Annotated in this window: 10 protein-coding genes; 8 read left to right on the top strand and 2 right to left on the bottom strand. The window is 69.3% G+C overall.

The annotated features are described in order from the left end of the window. Nucleotides 1–74: 74 nt before the first annotated feature. Both AB0K60_RS24510 and wecB read right to left on the bottom strand, forming a co-directional pair. Nucleotides 75–2,135: a glycosyltransferase gene (locus AB0K60_RS24510; RefSeq protein ID WP_364059337.1), complete on the bottom strand. Its 2,061-nt coding sequence runs from the start codon at nt 2,133–2,135 to the stop codon at nt 75–77. 40 nt (nt 2,136–2,175) lie between these two features. Continuing rightward, on the bottom strand, nt 2,176–3,327 hold the full coding sequence (gene wecB / locus AB0K60_RS24505) for a UDP-N-acetylglucosamine 2-epimerase (non-hydrolyzing) (RefSeq protein WP_364059334.1): 1,152 nt from the start codon (nt 3,325–3,327) through the stop codon (nt 2,176–2,178). A 199-nt stretch (nt 3,328–3,526) separates the two neighbouring features. Between wecB and AB0K60_RS24500 the strand changes: the two genes are divergently transcribed. The 8 genes from AB0K60_RS24500 (at nt 3,527) to AB0K60_RS24465 (ending at nt 13,240) form a co-directional block, all read left to right on the top strand. Further along, the gene (locus AB0K60_RS24500; protein WP_364059331.1) at nt 3,527–5,047 is read left to right on the top strand and encodes a glycosyltransferase family 4 protein; all 1,521 of its coding nucleotides are present in this window, start codon (nt 3,527–3,529) and stop codon (nt 5,045–5,047) included. Nucleotides 5,048–5,173: 126 nt separating this feature from the next. Next, entirely contained in the window at nt 5,174–6,436 is a 1,263-nt protein-coding gene (locus AB0K60_RS24495; RefSeq protein ID WP_364059328.1) for a nucleotide sugar dehydrogenase, read from the top strand. Nucleotides 6,437–6,463: 27 nt separating this feature from the next. Further along, the gene (locus AB0K60_RS24490; protein WP_364059325.1) at nt 6,464–7,618 is read left to right on the top strand and encodes a glycosyltransferase; all 1,155 of its coding nucleotides are present in this window, start codon (nt 6,464–6,466) and stop codon (nt 7,616–7,618) included. 72 nt (nt 7,619–7,690) lie between these two features. Beyond that, nucleotides 7,691–9,544 carry a DUF4434 domain-containing protein gene (locus tag AB0K60_RS24485; protein ID WP_364059322.1) on the top strand — a complete coding sequence of 618 codons (1,854 nt, stop codon included), beginning with the start codon at nt 7,691–7,693 and terminating at the stop codon, nt 9,542–9,544. Between the two features lie 69 nt (nt 9,545–9,613). After that, complete coding sequence (locus tag AB0K60_RS24480) at nt 9,614–10,270, top strand: NUDIX domain-containing protein (RefSeq protein ID WP_364059319.1); 657 nt, start codon at nt 9,614–9,616, stop codon at nt 10,268–10,270. Between the two features lie 345 nt (nt 10,271–10,615). Then, nucleotides 10,616–10,939 (top strand): helix-turn-helix transcriptional regulator, encoded by a 324-nt coding sequence (locus tag AB0K60_RS24475; RefSeq protein ID WP_364059746.1) that lies wholly within the window; start codon nt 10,616–10,618, stop codon nt 10,937–10,939. Between the two features lie 164 nt (nt 10,940–11,103). Beyond that, nucleotides 11,104–11,328 carry a hypothetical protein gene (locus AB0K60_RS24470; RefSeq protein ID WP_364059316.1) on the top strand — a complete coding sequence of 75 codons (225 nt, stop codon included), beginning with the start codon at nt 11,104–11,106 and terminating at the stop codon, nt 11,326–11,328. A gap of 88 nt (nt 11,329–11,416) precedes the next feature. Next, complete coding sequence (locus tag AB0K60_RS24465) at nt 11,417–13,240, top strand: asparagine synthase-related protein (protein ID WP_364059313.1); 1,824 nt, start codon at nt 11,417–11,419, stop codon at nt 13,238–13,240. The last annotated feature ends 3 nt before the right edge of the window (nt 13,241–13,243 follow it).

Here is a 13,243-nt window from a genome sequence, read left to right as displayed (position 1 = left end):
CCCGATCCGCCGTAGCGCCCGTGCCGCGCCCGTCGGTGGCCCGGCACGGGCGCACGACGGGCGCGACCGCGGCGTCAGATCATGACGTGGCTTTCGGGGTTGCCGGTGAAGCAGAACTGGGCGTTGCGCAGCAGCTTGTAGTCGGGGGCCTGCCAGGTGTGCGTGGTCGCGTCGGCGGAGCGCATGTAGACGAAGTTGAAGCGGTCCGCCGAGTAGATGCGCACGCCCTCCTCCTTGCACCGGCGGACCAGGCGGGTGTCCTCGCCGGCGTTGACGGCCTCGAACGGCATGGCCCGCAGCAGGTCGGCCTTGGCGAGGATCGTGGCCCCCTGGACCAGGTGGGCGTACCGGTGCTCCAGGCCGGGCAGGCGCAGCACCGTGCTGTTGGTGGCGGGGAAGTACGTGTAGTGCGCGCCCTTGCCGACCAGTTCGGCGTCGGCGTAGTCGAACGCGCGGATCAGGTCGGACAGGTAGTGCTCGCCGTACAGGTTGTCGTCGTCCATCTTGGCGATGAAGTCGCCGTCGGCGACCTCGATGCCGAGGTTGAGGACCTCGCCGAGGGTGAGGGAGGGGTCCGCGAGGCGGACCTTGACGTCCGGGATGCCGGCGGCGAGCGCCTTCTCGCGGACGACGCCGGGCTCGATGTCGATGCCGTGCAGGACGAGGACGAGCTGCAGGTCGCGGTGGCGCTGCCGGGCGACCTGGTGGATGGCGTGTTCGAGCTGTCCGGCCCGGTTGGTGGGCAGCACGACGGTGATCGGGCGGCTGCGGGGCCGTACCTCGCGGCCGATGGCGGTGAGGATCTGGTCGACGCGGTGGGAGAAGGTGTGCTTGTCGTGCACCTCGCGCATGGCGAGGTGGCCCTGGCGGGCGCGGTACTCGGGGCTGTTGATCAGGTAGAGGGCCTGGTTGTAGGCCTCCTCCTGGGTGTGGGCGACCGGGATGAGGTCGCCGAAGGTCTCCTCGATGGCGCGCGACCAGCCGGACAGCACGGTGGTGGCGCAGGCCGACAGCTCGAAGACGCGGCGGGCGCACATGGTCGGCGAGTCGATCACCGAGTTGACGTTGAGGAAGACCTTGTACATCTTGTACGCGGCGAGCATCTGCTCGTAGGGAAGCTCGCCGACGATGTGCGGCCGGTACTCGTCGGGCCACTGGTACTTCTCGCCCGCGCCGTCGTTGCGGGCGTAGATGTGCAGGCCGAGCGGGCGGACCGGGGCGATCACGGTCTCCATCTGCTCGCGGCGCTCGGGGTGCTTGTCGCGGAAGTACATCCCGGCGAAGACGATGTCCTGGGCGCGCCCCCAGCGGGTCTGGATCGGGTTGTGCACGCGCGGCTGGGCCGCGAACTGCAGCACACCGATCCGGTCATGCCCCAGGATCTCGCGATATTTCGGCACCATGTCGCCGTCGCACGTGTACACGTAGTCGAACAGCTTCGCGGTGTCGATGAAGAAGTCGAAGTTCGGCGGGTCCTCCTTGTTCCAGAAGACCGTGGGGATGCCCTCCGCCGTGAACCAGGCGATCAGGTCGCGAAGCTCCTGCTTGGGGGCGTTCGTCCCGGTCATCTGGTACCGCCAGCGGCCCTGGTTGCCGAACCACGCCGACTCCACGAACAGCAGTTCGGGCCGCTTGTCGGCGAAGATCTCCCGCCAGTCGGTGAGGCCGAACTCGATCTGGTCCCACTCGTACCGGAACGCCATCCGGGAGAAGTCGTCGAGGATCACCGCGACCGGCAGGTCCGGCCGGTTGATCGGCCCGTCCGGCCAGGCCAGGTTGGGGATCTTCACCTCGGGCCGGCGCTTGGCCGCCGCCTCGGCCGCCTCCACCACGGACGCGGGCGCCTTGGGGCTGTTTTTCACCTTCAGCGCCCGGCGCAGGTCGGCGGGCAGCCGTACCAGCTTCGACGGGCGGCGGGCGCCGGTGAGCGCCTCGGCCACCCGGTAGGGGCGCTGGCTCTGCGTGGCGCGCAGCTTCCAGATCGCGTAGTCGGCGCGGGCGGTCTGGATCGCGAGCTTCTCCTCAAGCTCGCGGATGCGCTCCTCGTAGCGCTCGACCTCCTTGCGTTCCTCGGGCAGCCAGTTGACCGCCCCGAGGCGCTGGAAGCGCGGTTCGTCCTGCTGCTCGTCGGCCATGTCGTTCCTGCCTGTCGGTTCGCGTCCGGAGGGTCCGGCGTCAGTCGCCTGTCATTCGTACGGCCTGAGCCGCCGCCGGTGCGAGGTTGTCGCCCCGCAGCCAGGCGGCGATCACCCGCGCGATGCGCGGACCGGCCTGGCCGTCCCACAGCGGGGGCAGCTCGCCGGTGGGCGTCGCCGATCCGTCGGCGAGGGCCTTGGCGGCGGCCGCGGGCAGCGTGGCGGGGGTGACCAGGCGGTTGGTGCCGTGGGTGATGGTGATCGGCCGCTCGGTGTTGGGCCGCACGGTCACGCACGGCACGCCGAGCATGGTCGTCTCCTCCTGTACGCCGCCGGAGTCGGTGACCACCAGCGCGGCCCCCCTGACCAGGGAGAGGAACTCCAGGTAGCCCAGCGGGTCGATGATCGTCAGACCGTCGCCGGTGACGAGCCCGGCCTCGGCGAGCCGGGTGCGCCCGCGCGGGTGCAGCGGCACCACGATCGGCACGGTCCGGCTCACCTCGCGCACCGCGTCCACCAGCTCGCGGGCGGCGTCGGCGTCGTCCACGTTGCCGGGGCGATGCAGGGTCGCCACCGCGTACCGCTCGGGCAGGCCGAGCCGGCCGCGTACCGGCTGGGGGTCGAGGGACGGCAGCGCCGCGAAGAGGCTGTCGATCATCGGGTTGCCGACGAGATGCGCCTTGCGCGGGTCCACGCCCTCGTTGGCCAGGTAGGACAGCGCCTCGGGGCTGGTGCAGAAGAGGATGTCGGCGAGCGCGTCGACGACGATCCGGTTGACCTCCTCCGGCATCGTCCGGTCGAAGGAGCGCAGGCCCGCCTCGACGTGCGCGGTGCGCACGCCCAGCTTGGCGCAGACGAGGATGGCGGCGAGCGTGGAATTCACGTCGCCGTAGACGACGACCAGGTCGGGGCGGTGCTCGCCGACGACGTCCTCCAGGCCGGTGAGCAGCGCGGCGGTCTGCCGGGCGTGCGTGCCGGAGCCCACGCCGAGGTTGGCGATCGGCTCGGGCAGGCCGAGGTCGGCGAAGAACACGTCCGACATCAGCGCGTCGTAGTGCTGGCCGGTGTGAATGATGCCCTGCTGCACCTTGGGCTTCAGGTCAAGCGCCGCAAGGCCGCGCACGACCGGAGCCGCCTTGACGAAGTTCGGGCGCGCGCCGAGGACGTGCAGGACGAGGGGGTTATCCCTCATGACCTCGCCTTTCATATAGCAGTGGGGCAAACGTTGCCTATGGTACGGTCACCGCGTGGTTTCCAATGCCAGGCCGCAGCAAAAGGCGTCCCCCTCGCTCGCCAAGGCGGGCCTCCGGGGATTCCTGCGGGGATTGCTCCGGCATCCGGTCATTGTCTCCAAAATTGTGATCACTAGGGTCAAATCAGACCCATTACGCGTGGCGCAGGCCGCCGCCGAGGCGATGCCGCCGCGCCTGCGCCCCTTCGTGGGCAGCGTCGCCTGGCCGGTCGCCCGCCGGGTCAGACGCACCGTCGGCTTCGTCTCCATGCGCCGGGCGCGCGGCCCGCTCAAGGAGGCCAAGGCCCTGTACGACGCCGGCCGCATCAGCGAGGCCTTCGAGACGCTGCGTACGGTCGAGCGCTGGGCGTTCACCAAGCGCCGGCTCGCCTACTACGAGGGCGAGGTCGCGGCGATCAGCCCGAACCCCATCCCGCCCGGCCCCACGGTCGAGATCGGCCCCCGGGTGGAGAACCGGGTGCTGCACATGGTCACCAACGCGCTGCCGTACACGCAGGCCGGGTACACCGTGCGCACCCACCGCATCGTGACCGCGCAGAAGGCCGCCGGGCTCGACCCGCACGTGGTCACGAGCTGGGGCTGGCCGATGCTGCAGGGCCACACCGCCGTCGAGCCGCGGGAGGAGATCGACGGCATCCCCTACCACCGCCTGCTGCCGCACGGCGAGGTGCCGCTGCACGCGCAGGGGCGGCTGGTCCGCGGCGCGGAGGACGTCACCGCGCTCGTCGCCGAGCTGCGCCCGCAGGTGCTGCACGCCGCCACCGACCACCGCAACGGCAACGTGGCGATGGCCGTGCGCGAGCGCACCGGCACGCCGTTCGTGTACGAGGTGCGCGGCTTCCTGGAGGAGACCTGGGCCTCCCGCGACCCGGCCCGGGTCGGCACCGAGCGGCACAAGCTTCAGCGCGAGTGCGAGGCGCACCTGATGCGCTCCGCCGACGCGGTGGTGACCCTCGCCGAGACGATGGCGACCGAGATCGTCGAGCGGGGCGTGCCGCGCGAGCGGATCTTCCTCGCGCCGAACGCCGTGGACGACTCGCTGCTCACCGCCGAGTACGACGGCGCCGCGTTCCGCGCCGCGCACGGCATCGGGGCCGATGAGGTCGTGGTCGGCTCGGTGTCGAGCATCGTCGGCTACGAGGGCTTCGCGACCCTGCTGGACGCCGCCGCGGTGCTGCGCGACCGGGGCGTGCCGATCCGGGTGCTGATCGTCGGCGACGGCGCCGAGCGCGAGAACCTGCTTAAGCAGGTCGCGCGGCTGGGGCTGCGCGACCGGGCGCTGCTGCCCGGCCGGGTGGGCCCGGAGGAGGCGCTGCAGGCCCAGGCGGCCCTGGACATCTTCGTCTGCCCGCGCGTCGACGTGCGGGTGACCCGCCTGGTCACGCCGCTCAAGCCGGTCGAGGCGATGGCGCTGGGCAAGCCCGTGGTGCTCAGCGACCTGCCCGCGCTCGCGGAGCTGCTCGGCGGATCCGACGCGGGACGGCTCGTGCCGCCGGAGGACCCCGAGGCCCTCGCCGACGCGCTCGCCGCCCTGCGCGAGGACCCGAAACGGCGCGCCGAGATGGGCGAGGCGGGCCGCGCCGAGGTCGCCGCGAAGCGAACGTGGAGTCGCATCGCGGAGACCTACCGTGATGTTTACCGATTCGTTGCGAAGCGCTAGCCCAATGGTGGGGGGATGTAGGGCTTACGGATGTGACGGGTTCAGTCGCATTAGACGTGCTTGGTGCCGAGTTGAGATAGCCTTTGCGACCATGATGAGTTGTATCCGACCTTCCGCGGTGTCGTCGTGACCGCGTTCGATCTCGCGATCGTCGGTCTCGGTTATGTCGGCATGCCGCTGGCCAAGGAGGCCACGGCCGCCGGACTGCGGGTGGTCGGCCTGGACGTGGACCCACGGAAGGTGGAGGCGCTCACATCCGGGCGGTCCTATATCGATGACCTCAGCGACGCCGACCTCGACGAGATGCTGCGGAGCGGATTCACCGCCAGCCTCGACGAGGAGGTGCTCGCCGACAGCGACGTGATCGTCATCTGCGTGCCGACGCCGCTCGACGAGGACCATCGGCCCGACCTGTCGGCGGTGGAGGGCGCGGTGGGCGCGATCGCCCGGCGGATGCGGCCCGGCACGCTCGTCGTGCTGGAGTCCACCACCTACCCGGGCACCACCGACGACGTCGTCCGTCCCCTGCTTGAGGCGTCCGGGCTTGTCGCGGGCAAGGACTTCCATCTCGCCTTCTCGCCCGAGCGCATCGACCCCGGCAACGCCAAGTACGGCCTGCGCAACACCCCCAAGGTCGTCGGCGGCTACACCCCGGCCTGCCGGGAGCGCGCGGTCGCCTTCTACTCGCGCATCGTCGAGCAGGTGGTGCCGGTCAGCGGCACCCGCGAGGCCGAGATGGCCAAGCTGCTGGAGAACACCTACCGGCACGTCAACATCGCCCTCGTCAACGAGATGGCGATCTTCTGCGACGAGCTGGGCGTGAACCTGTGGGAGGCGATCGAGGCCGCCTCCACCAAGCCGTTCGGATTCCAGAAGTTCCTGCCCGGGCCGGGCGTGGGCGGCCACTGCATCCCGGTGGACCCGTCCTACCTGTCGTACACGGTGCGCCGCCTGGGCTACCCCTTCCGCTTCGTCGAGCTGGCGCAGGAGATCAACGAGCGCATGCCGGCGTACGTGGTCGCCCGCGTGCAGCGGCTGCTGAACAAGCGCCGCAAGGCCGTGAACGGGTCGAAGGTGCTGCTGCTCGGCGTGACCTACAAGCCGGACATCGCCGACGAGCGCGAGACGCCGGCCGTCCCGGTCGCCCGGGGGCTGCTCGACCTCGGCGCGGAGCTGTCCTTCCTCGATCCGCATGTGGCCGCCTGGCGCGTCGACGGCGTCCCGGTGCGGCGGGAGGAGGATCTGGCGACCGCGGTGGCGGCGGCCGACGTGACCGTGCTCCTGCAGCAACATTCCGCATTCGACCTGGACGTGGTGGAGGAGCGGGGCAGTCTCGTCCTGGACACCCGCGGCGTCCTGGTCGAGAACGAACGCGTCGAGCGGCTTTAGGGGGTCCGGCGCGTGCACGTGCTCGTCATGACAGTGGTGCATCATCCCGAGGACGCGCGGATCCTGCACCGGCAGGTCCGTGCCCTCGTGGACGCCGGTCATGAGGTCACGTACGCCGCGCCGTACACGGCCAGAGGGGTCGTGCCCCGGGCCTGGGTCACCGGCGTGGACCTGCCGCGCGCCTCCGAGCGCAAGCGGATCGCGGCGGTGCGCGCGGCGCGCAAGCTGTTCAAGAGCATGCGCGACAAGGTGGACCTGGTGCTGCTGCACGACCCCGAGCTGCTGCTCGCCGTCGTGGGGGTGCGCAACCGGCCGCCGGTCGTGTGGGACGTGCACGAGGACACCCCGGCGACGCTGTCGCTGAAGCCGTGGCTGCCGCCGTTCCTGCGGCCTCCGGTGCGGTTCCTCGCCCGGCTGCTCGAGGGCACGGCCGAGCGTTATCTGCACCTGCTGCTCGCCGAGACCGCGTACGCCGGGCGGTTCCGCCAGGCCCACCTGGTGGTGCCGAACGAGACCTGGGTGCCCGACCACGTCAGCCCGCCCGGCGACGACCGGGTGGTCTACCTGGGCTGGCTGTCGGAGGCGCGCGGCGTACAGGAGGCGGTCGAGGTCGCCAAGCTGCTGCGCCCGCACCGGGTCGCGGTCGAGCTGATCGGGTACGCCGACCCGCAGAGCCGCCCGCTGCTCAACCAGGCGGTGGCCGACGGGGTGCTGGAGTGGCGCGACTTCATGCCGAACGACGAGGCGCTCAAGCGGCTCGACGGCGCGCTGGCCGGGCTGTCGCTGCTGCACGACGAGCCCAACTACCGGCACTCCATGCCCACCAAGATCGTCGAATACATGGCGCACGGCATTCCCGTGATCACCACCCCGTCGCCGCGGGCGGTGGAGCTGGTGGAGCGGTACGACAGCGGCAAGGTGGTGCCCTGGCGGGACCCGGAGGCCGTGGCGCGGGCCGTACTCGAACTGCGGGACGACCCGGAGGAGCGGCGCGCCGAGGGGGCGCGCGGGTACGCGGCGGCGCGGGCGAACCACCACTGGCCGAACTCGGCGCGGCGGTTCGTGACCCAGCTTGAGATCTGGGGCGAGGAGGGCCGCGCGAAGGGCCGGCGGGGCGCGAGGCCGCGCAGGTCCCGCCGTTCCGTGGAGCAGACGGGGACCAGCGAGAAGGCCGACAAGTAGGCGCGGCGGCGGGGCCATGCCCGCTCGGCCGATTTATGCTGGGCTGATCGTAAGGACGGTAGTCTCCTGAAAGTGCGCTGGCTCGCTCTGGTCCTCGGTCTCGCGATCATCGCCGGGGTCGGGTACGTCGTGAACATTCAGCGGCAGGAGACGACCGCTCCGATCACCACCGGCGTCGGCTCGACGGCGTCCGGCGCCGCTGGTGCCTCCGCCTCCGGGGGAACCACCGGTTCGACGGGTTCCGCAAAGCCCTCGCCGTCCGGGAGCGCGTTCACCGACCCCTGCGGCACGTTCGACACCACGATGCAGACGCCGTACCCGATCACCGGTTACTGGATCATCCCGACCTCGAACGAGTGCACCTGGCGTCCCCAGTTCCAGGAGATCCACCGGGTCGGCGGCGACACCGTGGTACGGCTCGCGCACGGCCTCTCACCCCGGCGGGTGGACAGCGACACCGGGCAGGTGCTCGACGCCGAGGGGGACAAGCCCGACGAGCGCTACGCCACGTGCGTCGAGGACGGGCTCACCTGCGTGCAGGCGGCCGAGAAGGACCTCAAGGCGGCCAACTCCGGCAACCGCATCACCTGGACCTACGTCTACCGGACCGACGAGCACTACGGGGACCACATCTTCCGCTGCCCGCAGATGGAACACGAGATCGTCACAGCGGAGCGGGTGTTCTTCCGGCTCATCGCCCCGGACGACGGCACCGACGACGCCAGTTGCGACTTCAGCTCCAAGGGGCGCGGCTATCACCTGATCCTGGTGTCGGCGGGCAAGACCGACAGTCTCACCAATCTGCTCGCCCTCGGCGACCGCTTCGGCATCCGCGTCTTCCCGGGGCTGCCGCTCGCCCCGCGCGACCCGACCGGCTTCACCAAGGCCAACCCCCGGCACATCGGCACGCTCACCACCCTGACCAGGCGCATCGTGCAGGACTACGGCGCGCGGTTCAGCGGGCGGGCCTCCCTCGGCGGCGTCTACCAGCCCTTCGAGCTGCAGATCAGGGACTGGCCGGACCCGGACAAGGTGGACACCCTGAAGGTGCTCGCCGAGCAGCACCTCATCGTCGAGCAGGAGCTCCCCGGCAAGCCCATCCTGATCAGCCCTTATCTCGACGCCCGCCGGGATCGCGAGTTCGCCGCCACCCCGGCGGAGGCGGCGAGGGGTTTCAAGGTCCTCGCCCGGACCGGTGCCGGCATCATCGCGCCGCAGGACGGCAGAGGCACCGGCAAGGGCGGCCTGTTCTGGCCGAACTGGAAGAACAAGCCCGTCGACGAGCGGCTGCGTCCGGTGGTGGGCGACACCACCTACGCCAAGGCGTACTACGGCGGCACCCGCGACTACTACCGGATGATGGCCCAGGCGCGTCAGGAGCTCGCCGAAGAGGGCATCCACGTCGAGTTGTGGGCGAACATCGAGGCGTTCGAGCCGGAAGGCGACAAACCCTGCGCCCGGCAGAGCACCCGCGGGCAGACCGACAAGCCGCGCCTCGACACGGCGGTGACGCTCGTCGGGCCGTACGTCTCGAAGATCATCTCCTACATGTGGAGCGACTACTTCACCTGCGGGTCGCCCTCGCTCGCCGAGCAGATCGCGCAGGACTGGAACCGGCCGATCGCGATCCAGGCGTTCCGTCGGCCCCGGGACATCCAGGACGGGCTGGAGATCCGCGGGTACAACCTGCGCGGCGTGAAGGTGACGCTGAGCTGGACCGGCGTGGACGAGCCGAAGGTGGTCGACTCGGCGCAGGTGGGGGTGCTCGAGCCCGGCCCGATACCGGGACTGCCGGAACGGGTCGAGCGGGTGTGGATCCCGTTCGACCTCGATGAGGTGCCGGAGGGCCGGTGGGTCCGGGTCGGGGTGACCGCGCCCGACGGGCGCATCGCGGCCGAGCCGATCTACTACCAGCATCAGGGATAGATCGCGGAGGGGCCGTCTGCTAGGAGAACTCTGGTCTGCATGGGGTGAGATTCCGGTAGCGTGCGAAGCGTGATCCCGACTCTTCCCGTAAGCGTTGACCTCGTCGTGCTCACGGTTCGTGCGCAGGCGCTCAGCGCCCTGGTCTGGCGTCGGGACCGGCCGCCGTATGAGGGACGCTGGGCGCTGTCGGGCGGGTTCATCAAACTCGACGAGGACCTTCCCGCAGCGGCCGAACGCGTGCTCGCCGAGCGGGCCGGGCTGCCCGGCGCGCCTGTGCACCTGGAGCAACTGCAGTCGTACGGGTACCCCGACCGGGACCCGCGGCGGCGCGTGGTGAGCGTCGCCTACCTCGGCATCGCGCCCGACCTGCCCGCTTCCACCGAGGCGCACATGAGCTGGCAGCCGATGGACTCGCTCACCGAGATGGCCTTCGACCATCGCCGGATCATGCTCGACGGGGTGGAGCGGGCGCGGAGCAAGCTGGAGTACACCTCGCTCGGCGCGGCGTTCTGCCCGCCCGAGTTCACCGTGGCCGAGCTGCGCCGGGTGTACGAGATCGTGTGGGGCAGGCCGCTCGACCCGCGGAACTTCCACCGGAAGGTGACCAAGGCGGAGGGCTTCCTCATCCCGACGGGCCGGACGACCACCCGGGACGGCGGGCGGCCGGCGATGCTCTATCGCCGCGGACCGGCGGAACTGCTTCATCCGCCCATGCTCAGAGTATGAGTGCCCGCCGGGCGGGAGAGGGCGATGGCCTGCCCGCCCCGCGGGCTCATTCCAAATTACCCGTCTTCCTAATCGAAATTACCTGGAAAACCGATCGGGTGGGCAATCGCCGCCAACCCCGTCGCGATCAGGCGAGACCATAACCCGTTATGGTCGCGACCGATACCATGTGATGATCATCACATGGACCTTAACGAATTGCAAAGCCATCTTTCGAATGCCATGATCGTTAGGCTGGTGGCACTGATAAAGGGTTGTGCGGCACCTGTTGCCGTCCTTTAGGGGTGGTATTTCGATCCCTGTTTTCATGGGGCGCAGCTCGTCGGGGTGAAGGTGGCAGAAGCGATGTCGCAACATGATCCTCCTGCCGAGGGAGTTTCGGTTAAGTGCTGTCCGGAGTTCGAAAATCCTGGTACGATCGAGAAGTTCGTCAAGCAGCTTCGACAGCTGAAAGCCTGGTCCGGGCTGACATTTCGAGACCTGGAACGTAACGCAGAGATGTTGGGCCTCACGCTGCCCCGCAGTACGCTTTCCGCGACGCTGTCCCGGAACTGCCTGCCGCGTGATCGGCTGGTCTTCTCGTTTGTGCGCGCCTGTGGCTGCAGTCCGGAGGAGGCGCGGCGTTGGGTCGAAATTCGGCGAGAGATAGCCATGATGACCACGCGGTAGTCGAACCGCGCTGGATGGTCAGCGGATCGGGAGTTTGTCTCGATTAGTCCCGGACAGTCCCGGACAAATTTCTCCGATCATCTCTATTGACCCGGGTCAGCGTGTAAGTGAGCCTCTTTTTCGTGCGACATCGATTCAGTGTCGCCTTATGAAAGGAGGACCTCATGCTGAGTGGGATCCAGAGGCTGACCGACCGCGTGCTTACGCGACTTCTTCCCGGGTCGGAGGCCGCCGCGACCTACCAGATCGTGCAGTACCGGTGCGTTACCGGTTCGTCCGGATGTGACGCGTACAACCACCGCTGGCGTCAGTCGCGGACGTGCACCTACAACGACAACGGTACGGTGGTCTCCTGCACTTCGTGGGCTTACTACGCCTGCGGCTGCTAACCGTTTCCCAGCCGTTCGGAATGGTGCCTCCCGGTGCTTCTTCGAAAGCCGGGAGGCATCTGCCCGATAACAGCGAACAAGGTGGATCATGCGAGTCTATCTAGCGGTTGCCGCGAAGCACCCGAGGGCCGACCTCGCGAAGGCCGTCTCCGCCGCCAAGGCGGTGATGGATCAGGTCTTCCCCGTGCCTATGGAGACCGTGACCGGAACCTCCTGGGTCGGCCCGGACACGGCGCTGCTCGCATGGTCCAACGAAGGAGATGTCACCGATCGTCCTCCGCTGCTCGACCGCACTGAGAATCGCGCGTTAGGGATCTGTGGAAACATCTCGTTCAAGGCGGACGTCGGTGGCCTCGCGGAGGCCGCCTCGCTTCTTGACAAGGCGCAGAGCACCGCTGGCTGCTTCTCCGCGTTCAAAGCGGAACGTGGCCGCGTGCAGGGGGTGACATCCAGCACGAGAGCGTGCCCGGTCTTCTACGCGGAGAACTCCGACTTCCATGTGATCGGCAGCCGCGCGCTCCACGTGCACCTCGTGGCGAACAAAGGGAGGATCCAGTCGGATGAGATCGCCCTGCAGACGATGATCCGGCAGGGCTACTTCCTCTCGGATGAGACGCCGTACTCCGGCGTTTCGGCCCTCCCCCCGTCCGCGGCCATCCGCATCGACGAGGGCCGCAGGACCATCACCGAGATCCCGCTTCCCGTCGCCGCCCCGATGCCCTCCTCCAAGAGGGCGCGCCGGGCCGCCATCGCCGAGGTCGCGGACGCCTTGATCGCCGCGGTCGAACCATTGCGATCCGCCCCCGAACCGGTGAACCTCGCGTTGACCGGCGGTCGGGACAGCCGCCTCATGGCGGCGTTGCTGCACGCGGCGGGCATCCCGTTCCGGGCCACGACGAACGGCTTCGACACGGCCCCCGACGTCGTCATCGCCCGGCTCATCGCCCGGAAGTTGCGGATCGACCACACCGTCATCCCGCCCGAGCAGACGGAGCGCAAGGACGCCGTGGTGATCCCGCACCCGCTGGAGCGGACGTACGAGGTATTGCGCACCTGCGAGGGAATGACCTCCGCCTACGAAAGCATCGTGGAGTACCTGCCCTACAGCCGCAAGCCGACGATGTCGGGGCAGAGCGGCGAGATCCTCCGCGGCGGGTTCCTGTACAGCCAGGGGCAGACCACGGACAAGGCGATGAAGCGGCGGGTGAACGACTTCTTCCTGAAGCAGGAGGATCTGTTCACCGACGACGCGAACGCACACGCGCGGGAGCTGGCCCGCCCATGGCTGGCCCGGGCCGAGGAGAACGCCTGGGAAGTGCTCGACCACATGTACGTCGTCTATCGGGTCGGGCGTTGGCATGCCTCCGCCAGGGCGGGATCCCTGCGCCGCGGCGACGCCGTACAGCCTTTCCTGGACAACCGTTTCGTGGCCCGGGCCCTCACCCTCGACCAGCGCTGGCGGCACTCGGAGCAGGTCGTCTACGAGTTGATCCGCCACTTCGCCCCGGGCCTGGAGAAGATCCAGCTCGAAGGAACGCCATGGCGGTTCAGCATGACGGAGCAGAAGCCGCGCGGGATCTGGCCATGGTCGAATAAGGGGAACGACAAGGGGAAAGCGCCGAAGACCGGCTCCCCGTCGCCGAAGAAGGCCGGCGCCGCCTGGAACTGGCGGACGAGCCCCGGGCCGGTTCTCTCCGCGTTGCTCCGTGACTACGTGCTCGAACGCGCCGATCTCCTCTCGCGACTCGTCCGGCCGGAGCAGCTGAAGGCCGTCTTCGCCGCTCCATCCGTGGCGCAACCCGCGCTGGCATGGAACCTCTACACCGTCGCCGCGCTTCTCTCCGACACCTACCCGGGCCCGCCTCCGGCGGAGCTCGAGCCGGTCCGCGTGGAGATCCCCAAGACCCAATAGGTC

Origin of the sequence: Thermopolyspora sp. NPDC052614, assembly GCF_040678635.1 — a bacterium.
Lineage (GTDB): Bacteria > Actinomycetota > Actinomycetes > Streptosporangiales > Streptosporangiaceae > Thermopolyspora.
This window is presented reverse-complemented; position numbering and strand designations above follow the sequence as displayed.

Coding starts and splice junctions, on each gene's coding strand:
- AB0K60_RS24475 (WP_364059746.1), top strand. CDS start 10,616: ATGTCGCAACATGATCCTCCTGCCGAGGGAGTTTCGGTTAAGTGCTGT.
- wecB (WP_364059334.1), bottom strand. CDS start 3,327: ATGAGGGATAACCCCCTCGTCCTGCACGTCCTCGGCGCGCGCCCGAAC.
- AB0K60_RS24510 (WP_364059337.1), bottom strand. CDS start 2,135: ATGGCCGACGAGCAGCAGGACGAACCGCGCTTCCAGCGCCTCGGGGCG.
- AB0K60_RS24490 (WP_364059325.1), top strand. CDS start 6,464: ATGACAGTGGTGCATCATCCCGAGGACGCGCGGATCCTGCACCGGCAG.
- AB0K60_RS24470 (WP_364059316.1), top strand. CDS start 11,104: ATGCTGAGTGGGATCCAGAGGCTGACCGACCGCGTGCTTACGCGACTT.
- AB0K60_RS24465 (WP_364059313.1), top strand. CDS start 11,417: ATGCGAGTCTATCTAGCGGTTGCCGCGAAGCACCCGAGGGCCGACCTC.